21 protein-coding genes and 1 tRNA gene are annotated in these 20,055 nt (G+C 61.1%); 10 read left to right on the top strand and 12 right to left on the bottom strand.

Going from position 1 to position 20,055, the window contains the following annotated elements; genetic code table 11:
- The first annotated feature begins 56 nt into the window (after nt 1–56).
- Complete coding sequence (locus PZ897_RS12535; RefSeq protein ID WP_275752636.1) at nt 57–992, top strand: hypothetical protein; 936 nt, start codon at nt 57–59, stop codon at nt 990–992.
- A 288-nt stretch (nt 993–1,280) separates the two neighbouring features.
- Nucleotides 1,281–2,369 (top strand): CaiB/BaiF CoA-transferase family protein, encoded by a 1,089-nt coding sequence (locus tag PZ897_RS12530; RefSeq protein WP_275752635.1) that lies wholly within the window; start codon nt 1,281–1,283, stop codon nt 2,367–2,369.
- A 28-nt stretch (nt 2,370–2,397) separates the two neighbouring features.
- On the opposite strand, the gene PZ897_RS12525 is transcribed toward PZ897_RS12530, so the two are convergent.
- The 9 genes from PZ897_RS12525 to PZ897_RS12485 form a co-directional block, all read right to left on the bottom strand.
- Nucleotides 2,398–2,916 carry a YbaK/EbsC family protein gene (locus PZ897_RS12525; protein WP_275752634.1) on the bottom strand — a complete coding sequence of 173 codons (519 nt, stop codon included), beginning with the start codon at nt 2,914–2,916 and terminating at the stop codon, nt 2,398–2,400.
- Nucleotides 2,917–2,918: 2 nt separating this feature from the next.
- Entirely contained in the window at nt 2,919–3,761 is an 843-nt protein-coding gene (locus PZ897_RS12520) for an MBL fold metallo-hydrolase (RefSeq protein ID WP_275752633.1), read from the bottom strand.
- Nucleotides 3,734–4,516: a TatD family hydrolase gene (locus tag PZ897_RS12515; protein WP_275752632.1), complete on the bottom strand. Its 783-nt coding sequence runs from the start codon at nt 4,514–4,516 to the stop codon at nt 3,734–3,736. The genes PZ897_RS12520 and PZ897_RS12515 overlap by 28 nt, the downstream gene beginning before the upstream one ends.
- 5 nt (nt 4,517–4,521) lie before the next feature.
- Nucleotides 4,522–6,066 carry a methionine--tRNA ligase gene (metG, locus tag PZ897_RS12510; protein WP_275752631.1) on the bottom strand — a complete coding sequence of 515 codons (1,545 nt, stop codon included), beginning with the start codon at nt 6,064–6,066 and terminating at the stop codon, nt 4,522–4,524.
- A gap of 103 nt (nt 6,067–6,169) precedes the next feature.
- Entirely contained in the window at nt 6,170–7,189 is a 1,020-nt protein-coding gene (locus PZ897_RS12505) for a DNA polymerase III subunit delta' (RefSeq protein WP_275752630.1), read from the bottom strand.
- A complete protein-coding gene (tmk, locus tag PZ897_RS12500; protein WP_275752629.1) occupies nt 7,186–7,866 on the bottom strand; it encodes a dTMP kinase in 681 nt (226 codons plus the stop codon). The genes PZ897_RS12505 and tmk overlap by 4 nt, the downstream gene beginning before the upstream one ends.
- A gap of 124 nt (nt 7,867–7,990) precedes the next feature.
- Nucleotides 7,991–9,148 (bottom strand): D-alanyl-D-alanine carboxypeptidase family protein, encoded by a 1,158-nt coding sequence (locus PZ897_RS12495; protein WP_275752628.1) that lies wholly within the window; start codon nt 9,146–9,148, stop codon nt 7,991–7,993.
- Nucleotides 9,149–9,301: 153 nt separating this feature from the next.
- Nucleotides 9,302–10,312, bottom strand: a complete 1,011-nt coding sequence (locus tag PZ897_RS12490; RefSeq protein WP_275752627.1) for a septal ring lytic transglycosylase RlpA family protein — start codon at nt 10,310–10,312, stop codon at nt 9,302–9,304.
- Nucleotides 10,313–10,501: 189 nt separating this feature from the next.
- A complete protein-coding gene (locus PZ897_RS12485) occupies nt 10,502–10,897 on the bottom strand; it encodes a hypothetical protein (RefSeq protein ID WP_275752626.1) in 396 nt (131 codons plus the stop codon).
- A gap of 269 nt (nt 10,898–11,166) precedes the next feature.
- Here PZ897_RS12485 and PZ897_RS12480 point away from each other — a divergent pair.
- The 8 genes from PZ897_RS12480 to PZ897_RS12445 all read left to right on the top strand — a co-directional run bounded on the left by PZ897_RS12480 (nt 11,167) and on the right by PZ897_RS12445 (nt 16,353).
- A tRNA-Ser gene (locus PZ897_RS12480) sits at nt 11,167–11,256 on the top strand.
- Between the two features lie 568 nt (nt 11,257–11,824).
- Nucleotides 11,825–12,163, top strand: coding sequence for a hypothetical protein (locus PZ897_RS12475; protein WP_275752625.1), 339 nt, complete (start codon nt 11,825–11,827; stop codon nt 12,161–12,163).
- Between the two features lie 4 nt (nt 12,164–12,167).
- A complete protein-coding gene (locus tag PZ897_RS12470) occupies nt 12,168–12,587 on the top strand; it encodes a DUF2231 domain-containing protein (protein WP_275752624.1) in 420 nt (139 codons plus the stop codon).
- Between the two features lie 75 nt (nt 12,588–12,662).
- Nucleotides 12,663–13,382, top strand: coding sequence for a GTP cyclohydrolase I (locus PZ897_RS12465; protein ID WP_275752623.1), 720 nt, complete (start codon nt 12,663–12,665; stop codon nt 13,380–13,382).
- Between the two features lie 133 nt (nt 13,383–13,515).
- Complete coding sequence (locus PZ897_RS12460; RefSeq protein WP_275752621.1) at nt 13,516–14,229, top strand: RNA polymerase sigma factor; 714 nt, start codon at nt 13,516–13,518, stop codon at nt 14,227–14,229.
- 59 nt (nt 14,230–14,288) lie between these two features.
- Nucleotides 14,289–14,498 (top strand): hypothetical protein, encoded by a 210-nt coding sequence (locus tag PZ897_RS12455; RefSeq protein WP_275752620.1) that lies wholly within the window; start codon nt 14,289–14,291, stop codon nt 14,496–14,498.
- Nucleotides 14,495–15,382: a patatin-like phospholipase family protein gene (locus PZ897_RS12450; protein WP_275752619.1), complete on the top strand. Its 888-nt coding sequence runs from the start codon at nt 14,495–14,497 to the stop codon at nt 15,380–15,382. The genes PZ897_RS12455 and PZ897_RS12450 overlap by 4 nt, the downstream gene beginning before the upstream one ends.
- A gap of 305 nt (nt 15,383–15,687) precedes the next feature.
- Complete coding sequence (locus PZ897_RS12445; RefSeq protein WP_275752618.1) at nt 15,688–16,353, top strand: helix-turn-helix transcriptional regulator; 666 nt, start codon at nt 15,688–15,690, stop codon at nt 16,351–16,353.
- Nucleotides 16,354–16,462: 109 nt separating this feature from the next.
- Here PZ897_RS12445 and PZ897_RS12440 read toward each other — a convergent pair whose 3' ends face one another.
- From PZ897_RS12440 to PZ897_RS12430, 3 genes are all read right to left on the bottom strand, one after another.
- The gene (locus tag PZ897_RS12440; protein WP_275752617.1) at nt 16,463–17,065 is read right to left on the bottom strand and encodes a hypothetical protein; all 603 of its coding nucleotides are present in this window, start codon (nt 17,063–17,065) and stop codon (nt 16,463–16,465) included.
- A gap of 405 nt (nt 17,066–17,470) precedes the next feature.
- Nucleotides 17,471–18,088: a glutathione S-transferase gene (locus PZ897_RS12435; protein WP_275752616.1), complete on the bottom strand. Its 618-nt coding sequence runs from the start codon at nt 18,086–18,088 to the stop codon at nt 17,471–17,473.
- 135 nt (nt 18,089–18,223) lie between these two features.
- A complete protein-coding gene (locus PZ897_RS12430; protein ID WP_275752615.1) occupies nt 18,224–19,738 on the bottom strand; it encodes an aldehyde dehydrogenase (NADP(+)) in 1,515 nt (504 codons plus the stop codon).
- Nucleotides 19,739–20,055 lie beyond the last annotated feature (317 nt).

Here is a 20,055-nt window from a genome sequence, read left to right as displayed (position 1 = left end):
AGCTTCGGACAAGGCCGTTGCACAATGCTGAGAATCACAGTGTAAGGAGCCAGTCGATGAATATCGAAGGCGTCGGTCTTTCGAGTATTCAAACCGCAAGACAAACGGGACTGACCCGGGAACCCGCCTCAACCCTTCTTTCTTATGCGATCGAATCCTACCAGGATCTCGGTCCGATTTCCGACGTCGACGATCACGGCACCTATGACAGCATCGGCCAGGTGACGCAGCCTGTGTTGCGCTTTGCTTCATCCCAACCCAATGGCTATGAAATCTTCCTGCCGGTACGGGCAGGCCATTCCAGCACCAATCTTGCAATTGCTGTCACCGATCCATCTGCCGAACCGTTCTCGTCGGGCAATGCAAAATCCGAGGTTTCCGAACTGGCTCGCAGAGCCATTGATGCGCGGTACCAGCAAATGGCAGACAGCGGTCAGCCGTTCCGGCCAAAGAGCAATGAGGCGGTCGACTGGTACACCGCATTCGGCGATCTGGACCGGCGCGCCCTCAATGCCATACGAACCGACGAGTCCGGACTGTTCTCCGCAGTCGAAATGGAAATTGCGCAGTCGATCATGACACAGCAGCAATCGCTCGCCATGGGTCTCTACCAGGGGCCGTCGCGGTTGGCTGGTGCTTTTGCTGACAAGGACGGACGCGATCCTTCGGATCACATGGCCGTGGGGAGGGCGGGCGCACTCTGGCTCGATCAGGTCAGCCTTGAGGAAAAAAGGACGTCGCCTGAATGGATGGAGCAGCGCGCTGCGGCGCAATACCTCTATGAGAGCACTGCTGCGCAAACCGGCAAGCAACCGGAGAAGCTGTCGTCGGGATTTGGCTTCGTCGACAGGATGGTACAGGCCTACAGCGAGCTTGAAAAACTCGGCGAGGGGCACGAGCTGAATTATCTGCCATCCTACCAGCATGCGTGGCAGATGTTCGTCGACCAGGTGCCGCAGGAACAGTCGACGTCAATGACGCTGTTTTTCTGAGCGTCGCAGACAAGCCGACACCGGATCTTCGCCTTTCTGGTTGCTGCATGCAAAGATCGCATAAGATGGATTATGGAACTAGAGGCAGTGTGAACCCGCACACGCGGCAGCCATGAAAGATCATGATATTCAGAACATTGCCGCACATTTCGCATGTACATCAAGAGAGTTGCCGGACCAGGACGCGGTTTGCTTCTACCATCAGGCTGACGGCTGGACAAAGCTGATGTTTGTCGTTTCAGTGGCTCGTGCCGTCAAGGTATCGAGGTTCAACGCATGAGGAATGGAATGCTGCAAGGTCTGCGGATCATCGAGATCGAAGCTCTGGGTCCGGCACCGTTCGCGGGCATGCTGCTGGCCGATCTTGGCGCCGATGTGATCGTGGTTCATCGCAAGACTGCGCGACCGGCGCCAGGCATGCCGGACCGGTCGGTGCTCGACCGGGGCAAACGCTCGATCGAACTTGATCTGAAAGCAACCGAGGACGTGATGGCGCTCAAGGCGCTGGCACGCCGTTCCGAAGCCCTGATCGAAGGATTCAGGCCTGGCGTGATGGAACGGCTTGGCCTCGGGCCGGTGGATCTGCAGTCAGTCAATCCCGATCTTGTCTATGGCCGCATGACCGGCTGGGGCCAGACCGGACCACGGGCGCAGACTGCCGGTCATGATCTCAATTATATTTCCGTTTCGGGCGCTGCCTGGTACGCCAGCAATGCGGGCGAGCCACCATTTACGCCGCCAACGCTTGTCGGCGATATCGGTGGCGGTGCGCTGTATCTAGTGGCCGGCATTCTGGCTGGCGTGCTGGCGGCGCGCGCCGGGCGTGGCGGTACGGTGGTCGATGCGGCCATCGTTGACGGCTCGGCCCACATGATGAACCTGCTGATGGCGCTGGCCCAGACCGGCGGTCTGTCGATGGCGCGCAGCAAGAGCCTGCTGGACGGTCCGCACTGGAGCCGCTGCTATGCCTGTGCGGATGGCGGCTACATGTCGGTGCAATGCCTGGAGCCGAAATTCTATGCTGAATTCCTCTCCTGTCTCGGGCTTGGCGATGATCCGGATTTTGCTTCCCAGTTTGAACCGGAAAGTTGGCCGCGCCAGACCGCATTGATGGCCGGAATTTTCGCCAGACATCCCAGATCGCATTGGGAAGCCGTGTTCGCGGGTTCAGACGCCTGTGTGGCCCCTACCCTTGACCCGCGGCAATCCGCAGCCGAGCCGCACATGGCCGCACGCGGAGTCTGGCAGACGATTGACGGTGTGCTTCAGGCCGCGCCCGCGCCACGGTTTTCGACGCAGCCAGAGGCCGCTCCGCGTGCGATCCCAGTGCGCGGCCAGCACACAGACGCAATTCTGGATTGGCTGAAGTCCGAATAAACCTTATCGAACAACGGCTTGAACGAGTTCAGGCGGATGCCCGGACATCAATAATTTCGGCCTGAATTGCTGGCGCCAAAGCCTGCGGATTGACGCTGAACACGCTGTCAGGCCGCCCGGCAGCGGCCCAAACCTGGCCGTGTTCCAGCAACGTCCGGTCCATATAGACCGCAATCGGCGCGAGGTGTCCGATCGGGGCCACGCCACCGATGGCAAAACCGGTCTCCTCACGCACCCGGCGGGCCTCGCAGCGGGCAAAGGAAAGCCCGTAACGCTCTGAGAGATATTCCATATCGGCATTGTGAGCCCCAGAAACCAACAACAGAGTGAGCTTCTGGGTTTGGCTGTTTTCGAACACCAGTGACTTGACGATCTGGCTGACATCGCAGCCGGCCGCCTCGGCGGCTTCCTCCGCCGTGCGGGTCGATTGTGCCATTTTGAGAATGCGGATCTTGAGACCGGCGTCAGTTGCCGCCTGCGCCACGCGGGCCATACTCGATCCCGGCGCGATCTGATCCGCCGTCATTTCCGTTGCAGTGTCTGTCATTGCTAAAGCTCAAAGTTGATTGTCAAACCATCATAACCGGGCTCAACCCGGTCGGGAGTTTCCGCCAGCACGGTATCGTAATCAAGCGGCACATGCATGTGGGTCAGAATGGCGCGTTTCGGGTTCAGCTTTTCGATCCACCACAAAGCCTGATCTACAGACAGGTGGCTCGGGTGCGGCTTGTACTGGAGCGAGTCGATGATCAGCACATCGAGATCCTGAAGCCTGGACACGGTGGCGCGCGGAAAATCGCTGACATCGCAGCAATAGGCCAGATTGCCGATCCGGAAGCCAAGCGAGCGGATCGAGCCATGCATCTGGTCGAGTGGCTGGATGTCGACCGGTCCGCCCGCGCCGGTAATCCTGATCATCTGATCGAACGAATTGATCAGGATCGGTTCGGTGATCGGCGGATACTCGCTGCCCGACGGCGTTTCCAGACAATAGCCGAAGCCGGCGCGAATCCGCGCCATGGTTTCCGGATCGGCATGGATCGGAATCCGCTTGCGTTGCGACAAGGCAAAGCCGCGCAGATCGTCTATGCCGTGCACGTGGTCGGCATGGGCATGGGTGTAAAGGACGGCGTCGATGGTGCGCACCCGGCTGGCCAGCATCTGCTCACGGAAATCCGGTCCGGTGTCGATGACGATTGTCGTTTCACCGCCATCAGCACCATATTGCCGGATCAGGAATGCAGCGCGGGTTCGCCGGTTCTTCGGATTGTCCGGGTCGCACGCCCCCCAGTCGCCATTGACCCGCGGTACGCCAGGCGAGGAAGCGCAGCCGAGCATCGTAAACTGACGGTGGACCGAACCCGTCACAGCCGCGGCATCTTTTTGAAGCATCGAAAGGCATTCTCGGTGGTGATCCGCGACATCTCCGCAAAGGAGACGCCCTTGACCTCCGCCAGAACCTCCGCGGTGTTGACGACATAAGAGGGTTCATTGCGCTTGCCGCGCCAGCGCTTGGGCGCCAGATAGGGTGCGTCGGTCTCGACCAGCAAGCGGTCCATCGGCACAGTCCTGGCGATGTCGCGCAGTTCGGTCGATTTCGGGAACGTCAGAATGCCGGTGAAGGAGACATAGCCGCCGAGTTCAACACCTGTATCAGCCAGTGCCTGGCCCGATGAAAAGCAATGCAAAATGAAAGGGAAGGCCCCCTTCCCTGTTTCCTCGGTCAGGATAGAGGCCATGTCCGCGTCAGCGCTGCGGCTGTGAATGATCAGCGGCAGTTGCGTTCGCCGCGCAGCCTCGATATGGCGGACAAATCCGGTCTTCTGGTCAGCGGGCTTTTGCGTGTCGTAAAAATAATCCAGTCCGGCTTCGCCGATGGCCACCACCTTGGCGTTGGCTTCGGCCAGAGCCACCAGATCATCCGCACTCACATCGAGCTCTTCAGCGGCATTGTTGGGATGGGTTCCCACAGAACAGAACACGCCCGGATAGCGGTCAGTCAAAGCCAGCAACCGGTCAAGCTTGCGCACACGCGTTGAAATCGTCACCATCTGCCGGACGCCCGATGTGTGGGCACGCTCGACCAGTTCGTCGCGGTCAGCGTCGAAATCGGCAAAGTCGAGATGGCAATGGGTGTCGATCAGCATTCAGCTCAGTCCTCCTCGGGCGCGACATAGCGCGGGAAGATCGGCGCCGGCTTGTCGATGGGTGTGCCGGCCTGCAAGCGTCCGGCCTCGCCCAGGGCTGCAAAATTGCGCCTGTCGGCCGGCGCACAGACCAGATCGAGCAATCGATTTGCCGATTCGGGCATGAACGGCAGCAGCAGGATCGAAATCTGGCGCACGGTTTCCGCCGTCACATACAGCACGGTTTCCATTCGCGCCGGATCCGTCTTTTTCAGCGCCCAGGGCTCCTGGCTGGCGAAATACCGGTCGCTGTCGGCCACAACATCGATGACAGAGGCCAGCGCCTTGTGGATCTGAAACTCCGCCATATCGGCGCGAACGCTCTGGATCACCGTGTCGATGGTGGTCAAAAGCGCCCTGTCTTCATCGCTCAAGGGCCCGCAGGCAGGCATCTTGCCATCGCAATTCTTGTTGATCATCGACAAGGAGCGGCTGGCGAGATTGCCAATGCCGTTTGCCAGGTCGGAGTTGATCCGGGTGGCGATTGTTTCAGGACTATAGCTGCCATCCTGACCGAACGGCACTTCGCGCATGAAGAAATAGCGCACCTGATCAAGCCCGTAGGCATCGATCAAGGCGAAGGGGTCGACCACATTGCCGATGGACTTCGACATTTTCTCGCCCTTGACCAGAAGGAAGCCGTGGGCGAACACTTTGGCAGGCAGTTCAAGGCCAGCCGACATCAGGAAGGCCGGCCAGTAGACGGCGTGAAAGCGCACAATGTCCTTGCCGATCATGTGGACGGCAGGCCAATAGTTCCATTTGTCAGTCGACTCGTCGGGAAAGCCGCAAGCGGTGATGTAGTTGGTCAGCGCGTCGACCCAGACATACATCACATGCTTTTCATTGCCGGGGACCGGCACCCCCCAGTCAAATGTCGTGCGCGAAATCGACAGGTCCCTCAGACCGGACTTGACGAAGCTCGCCACTTCGTTGCGCCGCTCGGCCGGAGCGACGAAATCGGGGGTTGTCTCGTAAAGCTGCAGCAGCTTGTCGGCATAGGCCGACAGGCGGAAATAATAGCTTTCTTCCTCGACCCATTCGACCGGCGAGCCCAGCGGTTCGCGGCGCACGCCATCCTCACCGACCGTGGTTTCAGCCTCGTCAAAATAGGCTTCCTGGCGAACCGAGTACCAGCCGCCGTAATTGCCCAGATAAATATCGCCATTGGCTTCCATCCGCTTCCACAATTCCTGCACCGAGGTCTTGTGCCGCTCCTCGGTGGTGCGGATGAAATCATCATTGGAACAATTGAGCTGCACCAGCATGTCGCGGAAGACAGCCGAGTTCTTGTCCGCAAGCTCTATCGGCTTGATGCCCTCCCCTTCGGCGGTCTGCTGCATCTTCTGGCCGTGCTCGTCGGTGCCCGACAGGAAAAACACATCCTTGCCGTCCAGCCGCTGGAACCGTGCCATCACATCGGTGGCAATCGCCGTGTAGGCGTGACCGATATGCGGCACGCCGTTGGGATAGAAGATCGGGGTGGTGATGAAATAACGCTCGGTGCTCATGATAGCCTTTGCTTGCCCTGTCTTGACCCGGGTCCAGCCCGGTATCCCTCTCCGCCGCCGTCATAAGCGATAATTGCGCGCGATGCCATGCCCGAAGCCCGGTCTACCCGAAGATCAGACTGAAGGTATGCAACACGGTCTGCTTGCGATCCAGATTGAAAGATGCCGCAGCGGCGAAATGCGCCGTCAGCGCGGTCGACAACTGCGCCAGCCTGTCGGCCTCCACGAGATCACCGGCTGCGCCGGCCTCCCGCGCCATCTGCTGCACGCGGTCGACGGCGAATTCAACAAAAAACGCGTATGCCACATCGCGGTCGCGTGCGGCAAGCGTTTCGGCGAGTTTGTAGATCGGCTCGCGATTGGTGAGACTGCCGCGCTGGAGTATATCGACAAAAGCCTCGGCAATATCCGCTCCGCCATAATTGCGCAGCAGCAAGGCGCGCGCGACGCTGCCTTCGCTGAGCCGGATGATGGCATCGGCTTCACCCGGCGCTGCCCCCAGATGCGTCAGCGCCCGGTCGAGATCGGAAGCCGCGAGCGGCTGCAGCCTGAGCGACAGGCAGCGCGACCGGATTGTCGGCAACAGCCGTCCCGGAGTGTGCGACAGCACCAGAAACAGCGACCGCTTCGGCGGCTCCTCGAGAATCTTGAGAATCGCATTGGCGGCATTGCGGTTGAGATCATCGGCCGGGTCGATGATTGCAATCCGCCAGTTTCCGGTGCCCGATGTCTGGCTGAAAAACTTTCCGGCCCGGCGCACTTCGTCAACCGTGATGACGGATTTGGCCTTGCCGGTCTTGGCGTCCACCGGACGGGTCAGATGCAGCACATTGTGCGAGGCACCGCCCGACATCTGGCGTCCGACGAGGCCGTCCCAATCCGGATCGGCGATCTGGTCGGGCGCAGACGACGGCTCGGGGTGGCTCAACACATGGTGGGCGAAGCGGTAGGCCAGCGTGGCCTTGCCAATTCCCTCCGGGCCTTCAATCAGGATGGCATGATGCATCCGCCCCGAGCTGTAGGCTTTGGCCAGAAACGCCTGTGCGTGATCATGACCATACAGCACGCTGTTGCGTTCGGGTGGAATTGCCCCTTCCAGCAGGCCTGGCTGTTCCCCCGTCATGGGTTTCGGCTCTGGGCCGGCTCCGCGGCGTCGCTGTCGTCCAGCAGCGGTTCGACCGCGACCAGAATGGCCAGCGCCACCGTGTCCTCGCTTTGCGTGGCGTCGATCCGCTTGCACCGGTCGGGCTCGTCCCGCGTCAGATCCAGGAAGGCTTCGCGCCGCTTCTCATGGGTGGACAGCTCCTCCTTTTCGAAGCGGTCGGGAACCGCGTCCTTTTGCTGGCGCGCCCTGGCCCGCTGCATCCCGATTTCCGCAGGAAGATCAAGGACCAGCGTGAGGTCTGGCATCATGCCATTGATCGCGATCCGTTCGAGATTGCGCATGAAATGCGGCTCCAGATTGCCGGTCATGCCCTGATAAACCCGACTTGAATCCATGAACCGGTCGCACAGCACGATGGTGCCTTCAGCAATCGCAGGACGGATCACCTCCTCGATATGGTCGCTTCGAGCGGCAGCAAACAGCATCGCCTCCATCCGCACACCGAACTCCTCTGCCGCACCCGAAAGCAGCACATGCCGGACGGCTTCGGCGCCGAGCGAACCACCCGGCTCGCGCGTTACCAGCACATCATGACCGCGCCGCCGCAAGACATTGGCCAGCCGATGGATCTGCGTTGACTTGCCGGCTCCCTCGCCGCCTTCGAATGTGATGAAACGCCCTTTTTTGATCGTCACGTCCTGTTTTCCCGGTCCCAGCAAGCGCAAGATAGGCTTGGAGCTGTTGGTGAATGTCTCCGGGGGACCCGGGATATATCTGTGTAGAGCAATTCGGGCAGAAATTGAACGCCGGGAGGTGCGGTTAAAGCCAAAATTGCGCCAGTTCAAGCAGCGCATCGAGCGCCTGGATGTGCAATGGGCCTTTGTCCACGGCTTCCATGACGAAAAGCGGCGTCTCCTGCGACAATGTCTGGCCGATATAGACCTTGAGAACGCCGACCTGAACCCCGGCCTCGATCGGCGCGCGCAGCGGCCAGCGATAGCTGATTCGCGCTGACAGCCGGTCCGGATTGGTGATCGGCAGCAAGATATCGACCTGGGACTTGGCCTTGACGATGGCGTCAGCCTTGCCGCCGTAGACGCTGACCTCGCCGATGGTTTCATCCTTGCCGAACAGGGCCTTCTTTTCGAAAGCGCGGATGCCCCATTCCAGCATCTTGCGCGCTTCCTCGGCGCGCTCGCGCTCGCTTGTCATGCCGCTCATGGCCAGGAACAGCCGCCTGCCGTCGCGCTTGATCGAGGACACGATGCCGTACCCCGATTCCTCGGTGAAGCCGGTTTTCAGCCCATCGACGCCGATGTCCATGTTCAACAACGGGTTGCGGTTGCGCTGGTTGATGTCGTTCCAGGAAAATTCCTTCATCGCGTAATAGCGGTAAAATTCCGGATAGGTCGATTCGATGTGCCGCGCCAGAACCACCAGATCCTTCATCGACACCCTGGAATCGGGATGCGGCAACCCGCTGGAATTGCCGAAGACAGATTGGGTCAAGCCGATTTCGCGGGCGCGCTCGGTCATCAGCCGGGCGAAGTTCTCTTCCGAGCCCGCCATGCCCTCGGCAATGATGATACAGCCGTCATTGGCCGACTGCACGATGACGCCCTTGATCAGGTCCTCGAGACGGATCGAGGATTTGAGCTCGGCAAACATGGTTGACGTGCGCGAAATCGCACCGCCTGTGCGCCAGGCGTTTTCCGACACCTGGAATGTATCGTCAAGGGTCAGCCGACCGGAGCGGATGGCGTTGAACACCACTTCCATGGTCATCAATTTGGCCAGCGACGCCGGCGGCACCAGCTCGTTTTCATCCTTGGCGAACAGCACCGTGCCGGTGTCCGCATCGACAAGATAGGCCTGTTTTGCCCGGGTTTCGAACAATTGCGCACTGGACGGCGAAGCCGAGACGCTGATCAACAGAACCAACAGGGAAAGCAGGCGGGCGAGGACCGACCGGGACATTGGAGCCATCCATCAACAAAGAAAACCGGAATACAATCCAGCCTAGCAATCCTGCCGTGTCGAATCAATGGTTTGAGACAAGTGCGCCTGCAACCAATGGCGAAGCGTCCGCCCGGTGGAGCGACACCCGCCCGTCTGCACGGCGCGCGGCGTTTACCGCTGGTCGCTGCTCCCGGCAAGGATGGCTTCAAACGGAGCCGCGCTGCTGATGACCCGACCGCCCCAGAACGCCATTCCGAGATCACGCATCCCGGAGCCGGCATTTGCGGCCACGGGGACGCCGAAGGAAGGCCGCTCCGGCAGCACCGGGCCGATCGACGGCAGGACAAACCCGGCCGGAACCTCGGTCGGCAACGCCGCCAAGGTGGTCGCCCCCGCCTGCAACGCCGGCGGAGCAACATGACCGAGCGCTGCCGGCGGCGCCATGGTGCTCGAGCCGACGCCAGGCAGTGCGGAGTCAACCGCGTTCATCGCCATCATCACGCCCGAAGCGATCACGCCTTCCGCAGGCGCGCTCGAGCCGCCGGGCCGGTAACTGGCGACAAGATAGCGCGTGTCATCGCCCTCGACCGGCGCGCGGCCGACATATTCGACGCGCACGGCCGCCACGCCGTCATTCTTCATGGCCAGAAGCTCGGCTGCCTTGCTTGAAACATCGATGATGCGGCCATGGGCAAAGGGGCCACGGTCGTTGACCCGGACAATCACCGAGTTGCCGTTCTTCTTGTTGGTGACCTTGGCATAGCTGGGCAAGGGAAAGGTCGGGTGCGCGGCTGAAAGATGAAACTGATCGTAGATCTCGCCATTGGCGGTCAGCCGACCATGAAAATTCGGACCATACCAGGACGCAAGGCCGGCGCGGTCATAGTCGGGGTCTTCCTTGGGTGTGTACCACTTGCCCCGAACCCGATAGGGCTTGCCGACAAACGACCGGCCGCCACCCTTCTTGGGGCGTTTGGCCGTGGTCAAACGCGGACTTGCCGCCACACCATATTCCGCCACCGAAAATTTGGTTTTGGTGTTGATGTGCGAACCGGCCGACTTGCCCTTCGATTTCGACGTCGAGGAACAGCCGCCGAGTCCCACTGACAGGACGGCAAGCAATGCCAGGCAGACGGCGGTTCGCAGCCCTGCCCCGTTTCGATAGGAAATTCTGTGTCCCACACCGCTATCCGATACTCTGGCGGTCGCCAATATGGCCTGGCAGTCAGTCCCCTGCAAAGCCGTCCCCTTCGATCAATGCGTCTGATGTCTTTATCTAAGGTTTAATTCGCCGCGCAAGATGGCAAAATTGCGATGCTGCCCTGATCGCGAGGAGCAATGTCGCCATCATGGTAAAATTTTCGTAAAATGTCAGCCTTCGATGCGCGCCTTGCCTGTGCGGCCATCGTCCCGCACCCAGTCGAGCGACCGGTCCCCGGTCCTGGTGATCTGGAAGCAGCTTGGCTGCCCGTCATACCAGGTCGGCCATTGCTGACACAGGTTTTCGTCCTGCACCCACCACTTGCCGGTTTCCCTGGGGGCGAGAAACCTGCCGAGACCCAGCGCCGATCCATCGCCTGTCACCACGCCCGATGCTTTGTAATTGAGCGGGAACTCGCCGCCGAACGGTGTCGCGAGATAGACCCGCTTGCCGGATACGAAATGTATGAGCGCTGAGCCGGACAATTGTTCTGCCGCGGCCGGAAAGGAAGCCGCCAGCAGGGCCAACGCTGCGACAGGGCCAAGGGGTGAGTGTTTGATGACCATTGTCGGCCTCCCTCTGTGTGACATATGCTTGCTTCTACGGTTGCGGCTGGCAAATGGTTCATTGGCAATCCGGATTGAGTGTGCAGCGGCGATGCGCCGGGTCAGGGCCATCCCGCTGACACAGGCAAAGCTGCCCCCGTACGACGTTCTCGAAACCAGTTGACGGCAGGCGCGCGGCAGCGCTAAAAGCGCGCCAGCCGCAATGATCACGATCCGCACCTGCCCCGAATGGGGCGCCCGGGTGCAAGCGAGGATGATCCAGATTGCCCGGAGGGGTGGCCGAGCGGTTTAAGGCACCGGTCTTGAAAACCGGCGTGCGGGAGACCGTACCGTGGGTTCGAATCCCACCCCCTCCGCCAAACGGCAATATTTTCAATATTTTAGCAGCGAAGTTTGTCGCTGGCCTGATCCCGGGCATTAAACCGGGATAGAGACATTTCCGACCGCACACCTTTCTGGCAATCCCGCAGGCGCGGCAGGTGTTGCGTCGGGGTCGCACGGTGTTCGGCTGCGCCGGGCAGGTGTTCGCATGGCGCTCTCCTGACCAGATGGTCTCTGTGCCCGCGGTGTGGTGGTGCAGGCCCGACCCGGCGCCCAGCCCCACCCCTACCGGTCCCGGGCTCCCTCCCTCCGGAAGCTTGCAAAGAGCGCCGGCCCCGGCAAGGGGCAAGCCGGCGCCGCCGCTTTGCCGCGCCAGATTCTTGGCATGACCGGTCGACAGGGATCTGCGCGGTCTGCGCGGTCCGCGCCGGCGACTGAGGCGGGATCCTGTTCCAGGTCTAATTCAAAAGGTTTTGTCCGCTCGTGGGAACGCAATGCACCCTCACGGCATCGAATGGTCAGATTGGCGGGTGAAGCAAAGCGATCAGGGGCACATACGCGTGCCCGGGCTCGCGGATACCAGCCACAAACCGGAAGGAAACCGATATGATCATCTACGCTGTTGTTGTCTTCGCATTTGCAGCACTCGGAGGGCTTTATCTCGCCGCACATGTGCTGCGCGACAAGCTGGCGCCCTGGGCCGTTTCACTCCTGCACGCCGGGCTTGGCGCGCTCGGCCTGATCCTGCTGATCGCGGCATTGGTGCAAGGCGCCGCGTCGCAGACTGTCCTGGTCGGCTTTGTGATCCTGCTTGTGGCCGCCCTGGGCGGGTTTTTCCTTGCTTCGTTTCACCTGCGCAAACGCCTGCCGCCCAAAGCTGCCGTCGTGATCCATGCGGGCGCGGCTGTGATCGGGTTCGTGACCCTGCTGTTCCAAGTGGTCTGAGGCCATGCGGCACCCGTTGCATCCTGCAGTCGTGCATTTTCCGGTGGCCTGCTGGTCGCTTGCCGTGGTCGCCGATTTCACTGGCCTCTGGTTCGGAGAGGCGGCCTGGAGCTGGTCAGGCGGACTGCTCGCCACCGGTTGCGCGATGGCAGTCCCTGCCATGCTGGCCGGCATGGTCGAATTGCCGCGCGTGCCCGAGGGCGCCCCGATGACGGTTGCCTGGCTGCACATGGGCGCGATGCTGACTGCATTCATGGCCTTTGCGGTGCGGCTGCTCTTGCGGCTGGACCATCTGCAGCCGCTCGCGCCCGATACGGTCTCGCTCCTGCTCGATGGGGTCGGAATCATCGCCCTGGGCGTCGGTGGATGGTTCGGCGGACGGCTGGTTTATGGCTATGGCGTCGGTTCGGACCGAGCTGAATGAGGCGGGCCTGCCACCACCGGCTGCAAACAGCAAACGGCCACCCCCGCCTGACACTCACCAACCAGGAATTCTGAAGTGCTCAATACCATACCTGAAACCGCTTGCGGTTGTGATCAACCGTCGGCATCGAACCGGATCCGGGCACGGCTGCGGCAAGCCGGCCAGGCGTTCCGGGCCAATGACAACATTGCCGGCTTCATCGAGGAAAGCGAGCTGGATGAACTGCGTCTGGAAGTCGAGAGCCGGATGCGCGCGGTGCTCGATGCGCTGGTGATCGACACAAACAATGATCACAACACCGCCGGGACAGCCAGCCGCGTGGCAAAGATGTTCATCGACGAGGTGTTTGCCGGGCGCTATCGTCCAGCACCATCGATCACGAGTTTCCCCAACGTCTCGCGGCTCAATGAATTGATGATCGTTGGGCCGGTCACGGTGCGCAGCGCCTGTTCGCATCATCTCTGCCCGATCATGGGCCGGGTGTGGATCGGCGTCCTGCCGAACGCCGAGGCGGAGCTGATCGGCCTGTCAAAATTTGCCCGTCTGTGCGACTGGATCATGAGTCGACCGCAAATCCAGGAGGAGGCGGTGATCATGTTGGCTGATGAGCTGGAACGCCGAATCCGGCCCGATGGGCTGGCGGTGGTGATGGAGGCGGATCATTCCTGCATGCATTGGCGCGGCATCAAGGACGACCAGCCGGTGATGACCAGCTCGATCATGCGCGGGGCCTTCCAGGAGACCGCTTCCTTGCGACGTGAATTTCTTGAATTGCGCACTCGAGGGCATCCATGATGCGGCAGAGGGATCAAGCAGCGGCCTTGACAGCCCGCTTGCGCATTTCACAGCCGAGGATCCGGCTGTTGGAGGCAAGACGCCAGCGCCGGCGCCGGCGCCGATCGCACGGCTCGAACGACAGGAGGTATAAATGCAGAATGTCAACTACAAGGCTCCGGAACTCTACGCGGCAGATGTCCCGGGTGCGGAATTGGCGCAGCGTGCTGCGCAAGGCGACGGGGTTGCTTTCGAGACGATCATGCGCCGGCACAACCAGCTGCTGTTTCGCACGGCGCGAGGCATCGTCCGCAGCGACGAGGAAGCCGAAGACGTGGCTCAAGAAGCCTGGATGCAGGCCTGGCGCGCGCTCTCGAGTTTTCGCGCCCAGAGCAAGCTGTCGACCTGGCTGGTCCGGATCGCCGTGAACGTGGCGCTGGGTCGGCTGCGTCGAAAGAAAGCCCAGATCATTCCCCTGGAGGCCGCCATGATGTCATCCGATGACCACACGCTGACGGCGCTCACCGAACCGTCGGATCGCGGTCCGGAGCAATCCGTCGAACGGTTGCAGGTTCGCGCCCTCATCGAGGCGCGCATCGACCGGCTGCCCGATATATTCCGCAGTGTCTTCATCCTGCGCGCGGTCGAGGAGTTGAGCGTCGATGAAGTGGCGGACATCCTGGACATTCCCGCAGCCACCGTGCGGACGCGGTATTTTCGGGCCCGGGCCCTCTTGCGCGAAGGCCTGGCGCAGGAGGTGGATTTTGCCCTCGGCGAGGCCTTCAGCTTTGCGGGCGAGCGCTGCGATCGCATTGTCGAGGGGGTCATGGCGCGCGCCCGGGCGGAAGGTCTGTGCACGCAGGCATAACGGCGCATGAGAGTGAACATGTCCACTCCCTCACGGAACAGGGCATGAGGAGAAAGGCCATGGCCATACCGCTCGCCCGCGACAAGGCGGCCGATCCCGACAGGGTGAGTGCGCTCCCTGGCTCCGGGTGTGGGCGGATGCTGCGCGGGCAGAGAAGCCGGTCCACCGTGCTTCGCGCGCTGATCGCCGGCGAAGATCCCGGGGTCGCCGCCATTGAACCCGGACTTGCGGCGCAGAAGGAGGCGCAGAGACGCGCCGGGCCGGCATGAGGGCGGCGCCTCAAGCACCTACCGCCCTGGTGCTGGCCGGTGGCGGCAGCCTCGGCGCCGTCCAGGTCGGGATGCTGCTGGCCCTGGTCGAGGCCGGATTGGACACGAGCTTCGTCATCGGCTCGTCGGTCGGGGCGCTCAATGCCGCCTATTTTGCCGGGGATCCCGATATCGCCGGCGTGCGGCGACTGGCTGACATCTGGTGCGGCCTGCGCCGGGCGGACATTTTTCCCTTCTCGCTGTCGACGCTGATTGGTGGGCTGGGGCGATCGAACGGCATCGTCGATCCTTCCAATCTTCGGCATCTGATCGAGGCTCACCTTGCCTTTGATCGGATCGAACAGGCCCGCCTGCCCCTGCATATCATGTCAACCGATCACCAGGGTTTTGGCGTCAGGCTTTCGCAGGGACCGGTCGTCGAGGCGATCCTCGCAAGTTCGGCGGTGCCCGGTATCTTTCCTCCTGTTGTCATTGCCGGGCGTCCGCTCATCGATGGCGCCATTGCGGCGAATACGCCTTTGCGAGTGGCGGCCGGGCTGGGCGCGCGCCGGATCGTCGTTCTGCCCACCGGCTATGCCTGTGCGCTGCAAAAACCGCCGCAAGGCGCCATTGCCAGCATGTTGCATGCGGTGACGCTGCTGGTGGCCCGGCAACTGATGCACGAGATCGAGACGATGCCACCCGACGTGAGCGTCTACCTGGCGCCGACACTCTGCCCGCTTGCAGTCTCCCCCTATGATTTCACCGCGTCGCGCGCGCTGATCGAGCGGGCCTATCGCGGCACCATTGCGTGGGTCAGAAAAGGTGGTCTGAACCGTCCCGCGCGCGCGTGTGAACTCGCGGTTCATCACCATCATGGGGGTCAGGACCAGGAGCGCGCCTAGCACGGCAGGATGAGACCCTGCACTCACCTCTCACCGGCAGAACAAACGGCAGGATCGCAGCGTACAGCTTTGGCACCATAAGGTTCATCTGCAGACCTGCTCAGAAATACCCGCATAAGCTGCGTCATACAAGACTATCGCCTGACCGATGCACCACCGGATCGAACGCTGGGACGGGTGCCGGATGCCACCTGATAGTGTTGCAAAATGTATATTTTCTGAACAGTCGCCTGGAAAATGCATCAATAGTTAACTTGCTGCTCGCTACTGATGTGCTGTTATCATTATTATTTTGTGAGTCAGCCATGGCTTTGTTCAATTCACTCTGTCACCAGCTCATCGATCATTGGGTAAAGGCCGACGCCTTGGCAACGCCGGATGAGTTGTACGACCAGATTATCGGAAGCCTTAGCGTCAAAATGGCATTGTCGGTTGTGGAGACCAACAAAAACGACCCGTATGACTGGTATTTTTTGCGCATCAAGAATTTCGGCTACAAGAGCAAGATCCTGGAGACGATGCTTGCCGAATTGCCGAACGCGGTTCTGCGCGACCTGGACCGCGCGTTTGTCGATCAGGCGATTATTCCCGGCATGCAGCGCGCTCTCCACTCCAAGCGCCCCACCATTGACATGGTGAAAATCCGCTTCGTCGGTGTTCGCGTCGGCTATGAACGCCTAATTCTCCCGCAGAAGACTGAAGGCACGCCACAGTGGTGTGTCAGCCTCGCGGAGGGCCGCTTTGCGATTCCTTCCCATCAGGAGATGGCATCTGATCTGACGGATGAGAGTATCATTCAGCTCTTGATCGAAGGCCAGACGGCGAAAGAAATCGCAGACATGCTCGATCTGTCTCCGAGGACGATCGAACATCGTATCGACAGGATGAAAACCCGTTTTGGGGCGAGAAATCTCGTCCACCTGGTCGCAAAGCTGGTTGGGACACAGGTTGACCGGCGGGAAACCCAATGATCCACCCCTCACGATGTGCCGGAAGCACCCGGGAGTGTTGCAAGGGCCGCTGGCTCCCTCCCCTATTGGCCGAAAGCAGATCCGAGCGGCCTTTCGTTCGGGCCGGTTTCTAACATGCGACCTTCCGCTTGCAGGCGTCGGTTAAGGCTTTCAGATTTTCGACGCTCCAGGCGATGCCATTGGCGGTAAATTTTGGATCGATGCCGACAACTCTACCGTCGCTGTCGGTGTGAACACCGAGAATCCGAAACATGTTGCGCTCCATGGCCGTGTTCAGCATCGGCATCACGTCGCGATAATGAATGCCATCCCTGGTTGCCACGGCAATGCCGCTTGCGAAGTTGGTCATCTTGACCACGAGGCGTCCATTGCCCGTCGAGGTGATATAGGGGATGTAGCAGACCGTCGTTTCGCACAAATGGACAAGATTGTTCTGTGCAATTGCTCGGGTAACGGCCCTGTCGCCGCGGTAGACCTGGAGACCGTGCGGTATCAACACCTTGGCAATGGTCTCCGCCGCCCTGCCCGCCGCCGCCGACAGCTTTTGCTCCGACCGGCGCGCAACCTCCAGCTTCGGCACAACCAGCGGCGTCCTGTTTGCCGCGCCATCCGGCCTGCTGCGAGGCCGTTCCAGACCGTGTGCAAGAAAAAAGCTCGGGCCCTGGTTCGATCCGAGTTCGGCTTGTCTCTGCGCCTCAATATCGCGTTGCATCTGAAAGTTATCAATGTACCGGGCTGTGGCCTGTACGGGCGCGTGTACCATCATGAACGGTGCCTCACTTCTTCGCTTGGTTCATCTCCGGCTCATCTCCCTGTTGGAGATGAGATTAGCGGTGTGAAGATGAAATACTGAATTCAACAACTCGAATATGAATGAGGTGTTCTAACAAAGGCGCCAGTTGGTCAGGGTAGTTTTACCATGCCTTGTTGCCCCTGCCGGTGCAGCCCGCGTCCATCATGCCGGCGCTGTCGGAACAAGCCTATAGATGTGAAAGGACTGCGGCCCGCCATTCTTACCCTGAATTGGCGGCTCTTGCGGTCTTGATCATGTCGCCGGTGAACACACGACGATGCTTCGGTTCGCCAGGGAAGGAGGCCGCTCAGTCAATGTCAACGCTCAGGGAAACAGCGTTGGTGCATCACCGTCATGCCATTGCGGGTATTTCGCCATGATATCGGCAAACCGCTCCGATTCCAGAAATCGGCACAGCCAGGCCTGCAGCTTCGGCCAGGGTTGGGCGTCAAACCAGTCCTTGTCGATGAAGGCGAACTGGCGCACGAATGGCAAAATGGCGAAATCCGCCAGGCTCGGCCGGTCGAAAATCCAGGTCTCGATCTGGCCGTCGAGTGCGGCAAGGAAATCGGCCGCGATCTGGCGCTGCCCGCTTGCCTCGGAGTCTGGATAGCGGTTGGCATATTTGGTGCGGTCGAGCGCATGCTTGAACGGCCCGTCGGCCTGGGCAATCCAGTCAAAGCCTGCATCAGGCATTGTCAGCCAGCCTTCGCGATCGCGCTGCCGCAAGGCCCAGATCATCACATCGAGGCTTTCGTCGATCACCGCGTCGGAGGTGACCAGACATGGAACCGTTGCACTGGGAGAGGCCTGCAGGAAGGCCGCAGGCTTGTCGCGCAGCACCACCTCGCGCAGCTCCACCGTCAGACCGGCAGACAGGATCGCCAGACGGGCGCGCATGGCGTAGGGGCAGCGGCGGAAGGAATAAAGAACAGGTGTCATCAGCCGTAGCTTGTATCAAACCGGGACCGGTTTTCAAATGGCTTGAAGAGTCATGCCCCAGGCCCAGGCCCCCGGCCCCGGCAAGCCCGGCATCGCGCGCTGGTCCAGCAGCGCGCGATGCTTTATGCGCCTTGCCTAGCGCAGTTCGAGCGGCAGCAGCGCGTCGGGCATGTTCTGGTAAGACACCGGGCGGAGGAACCTGCGAATCGCCAAGGTGCCGACCGAGGTTGCGCCGAAATTGGTCGAAGCCGGATAGGGTCCGCCATGCACCATCGCTTCGCTGACTTCGACTCCGGTGGGGAAGCCGTTGGCGAGGATTCGGCCGGCCTTTCGCTCAAGGATCGGCATCAGTTGCGTGGCCTGCGCGAGATCGGCGTCTTCCATCTGCAGGGTGCAGGTCAACTGACCATGGAGATTGAGCGCCACGGCTTTCATCTCGTCAAAATCCTGAGCCTCGACGATGATGCCCAGCGGGCCGAACACCTCTTCGGCAAGCACCCGGCTGTCGAGCCAGTCCTTGGCAGAAACCCTGTAGAGATAGGGCGCGGCATTGCGGCCTTCACACGATGCGGCCAGGAGTTCGTCTACCCCGGCGGATGCGGCGACGGCTTCCCTGCCCGACCGGTAGGAGGCCGCAATGCCGTCTGTCAGCATGGTCTGTGCAGCGACACCCGCCAAGGCTTCGCTGGCAACCTTTGCAAAGCCTTCGGCATCATCGCCCTTCAAGGCCACGACAACACCGGGATTGGTGCAGAACTGGCCAGCCCCCATGGTCAGCGACGCCGCCCAGCCCTGGGCGATCTGCGAGCCGCGCGCGCTCAGCGCATGTGGCAGCAGAAACACCGGGTTGATGGAGCCAAGCTCGCCGTAAAACGGGATCGGTGTGGGGCGGGCGGCGCACAGGTTGAACAGCGCCCTGCCCGCGCCCAGCGAGCCGGTAAAACCGACGGCCTGGATCAGCGGATGGGTCACCAGCGCCTCACCGGCATCGCGGCTGTTGGACTGGATCAGCGAAAACACACCCGGGTGGACACCGCAGCTCTTGATTGCCGCCTCAATTGCCTGGGCCACGATCTCGGCGGTGCCGGGGTGAGCCGGATGGCCCTTGACCACCACCGGGCACCCTGCCGCCAATGCTGACGCGGTATCGCCACCGGCGGTCGAGAATGCCAGGGGAAAGTTGGATGCGCCGAAAACGGCAACCGGACCGACCGGACGTGCCACCATCTTGATGTCGGGACGCGGCATCGGGGAACGATCGGGAAGGGCAACATCATGACGACGGTCGAGATAGGCGCCATCGAGAATGTGGCTGGCAAACAGGCGAAGCTGACCGGTCGTGCGCCCGCGCTCGCCATTCAGGCGTGCTTCGGGCAGGCCGGTTTCGCGGCAGCCAATGTCGGTCAACGCCGCGCCTCGCGCTTCGATCTCGTCGGCGATTGCGGTGAGAAAACCAGCCCGTGTTTCGGCACTGGAATAGCCATAGCTCCAGAATGCCTGCTCTGCCTTTTCCGCGGCGGCATCTACGTGGGTTCTGCTGCCTTGCGCATAATCGCTTGCAGGGCCATGCGCTGGTTCGGATGTAAATGTGCTGGCTCCAGCAATCCACTCGCCTGCGATCAGGTGCTTTCCGGTCATCATGTCTGGCATCCCATTTTGCTATCTGAAGTTCCAACAAGCCAGGAGCCTGTCTGTTTGACCCATTCCAGGCGATGGCATCGAGGTCACTGGCGAGCCGCCTATGGCGACGTCAGGCGCGCTTTGACATCGGCTTGAATGAATGACGAATGAAACCGCTGAGGGTACCTCCGCCCTCTTTGAAAAACCATTTTTGCCGCGCGAAGTCCACACTGCTGACGAGATAATCGGTTTGACGCTGATGCATTCTCCCGTCAGCCGGGCGTTGGCGACGGGCGCAATCGGTCAAAAATTGCCAGTTCAATGGCCTGCAAAAATGATCGGCACGG

The sequence above is a fragment of the Hoeflea sp. YIM 152468 genome, assembly GCF_029210485.1.
Classification (GTDB): Bacteria; Pseudomonadota; Alphaproteobacteria; order Rhizobiales; family Rhizobiaceae; genus Hoeflea.
The sequence above is the reverse complement of the archived record's forward strand: the minus strand, read 5'-3'. Positions and strand labels throughout refer to the sequence as shown.

Coding starts and splice junctions, on each gene's coding strand:
- PZ897_RS12450 (WP_275752619.1), top strand. CDS start 14,495: ATGAGGGCGGCGCCTCAAGCACCTACCGCCCTGGTGCTGGCCGGTGGC.
- PZ897_RS12440 (WP_275752617.1), bottom strand. CDS start 17,065: ATGCAACGCGATATTGAGGCGCAGAGACAAGCCGAACTCGGATCGAAC.
- PZ897_RS12495 (WP_275752628.1), bottom strand. CDS start 9,148: ATGTCCCGGTCGGTCCTCGCCCGCCTGCTTTCCCTGTTGGTTCTGTTG.
- PZ897_RS12520 (WP_275752633.1), bottom strand. CDS start 3,761: ATGCTTCAAAAAGATGCCGCGGCTGTGACGGGTTCGGTCCACCGTCAG.
- metG (WP_275752631.1), bottom strand. CDS start 6,066: ATGAGCACCGAGCGTTATTTCATCACCACCCCGATCTTCTATCCCAAC.
- PZ897_RS12530 (WP_275752635.1), top strand. CDS start 1,281: ATGCTGCAAGGTCTGCGGATCATCGAGATCGAAGCTCTGGGTCCGGCA.
- PZ897_RS12470 (WP_275752624.1), top strand. CDS start 12,168: ATGCGGCACCCGTTGCATCCTGCAGTCGTGCATTTTCCGGTGGCCTGC.
- PZ897_RS12430 (WP_275752615.1), bottom strand. CDS start 19,738: ATGCCAGACATGATGACCGGAAAGCACCTGATCGCAGGCGAGTGGATT.
- PZ897_RS12475 (WP_275752625.1), top strand. CDS start 11,825: ATGATCATCTACGCTGTTGTTGTCTTCGCATTTGCAGCACTCGGAGGG.
- PZ897_RS12445 (WP_275752618.1), top strand. CDS start 15,688: ATGGCTTTGTTCAATTCACTCTGTCACCAGCTCATCGATCATTGGGTA.
- PZ897_RS12455 (WP_275752620.1), top strand. CDS start 14,289: ATGGCCATACCGCTCGCCCGCGACAAGGCGGCCGATCCCGACAGGGTG.
- PZ897_RS12485 (WP_275752626.1), bottom strand. CDS start 10,897: ATGGTCATCAAACACTCACCCCTTGGCCCTGTCGCAGCGTTGGCCCTG.
- PZ897_RS12515 (WP_275752632.1), bottom strand. CDS start 4,516: ATGCTGATCGACACCCATTGCCATCTCGACTTTGCCGATTTCGACGCT.
- PZ897_RS12435 (WP_275752616.1), bottom strand. CDS start 18,088: ATGACACCTGTTCTTTATTCCTTCCGCCGCTGCCCCTACGCCATGCGC.
- PZ897_RS12535 (WP_275752636.1), top strand. CDS start 57: ATGAATATCGAAGGCGTCGGTCTTTCGAGTATTCAAACCGCAAGACAA.
- PZ897_RS12505 (WP_275752630.1), bottom strand. CDS start 7,189: ATGACGGGGGAACAGCCAGGCCTGCTGGAAGGGGCAATTCCACCCGAA.
- PZ897_RS12460 (WP_275752621.1), top strand. CDS start 13,516: ATGCAGAATGTCAACTACAAGGCTCCGGAACTCTACGCGGCAGATGTC.
- PZ897_RS12525 (WP_275752634.1), bottom strand. CDS start 2,916: ATGACAGACACTGCAACGGAAATGACGGCGGATCAGATCGCGCCGGGA.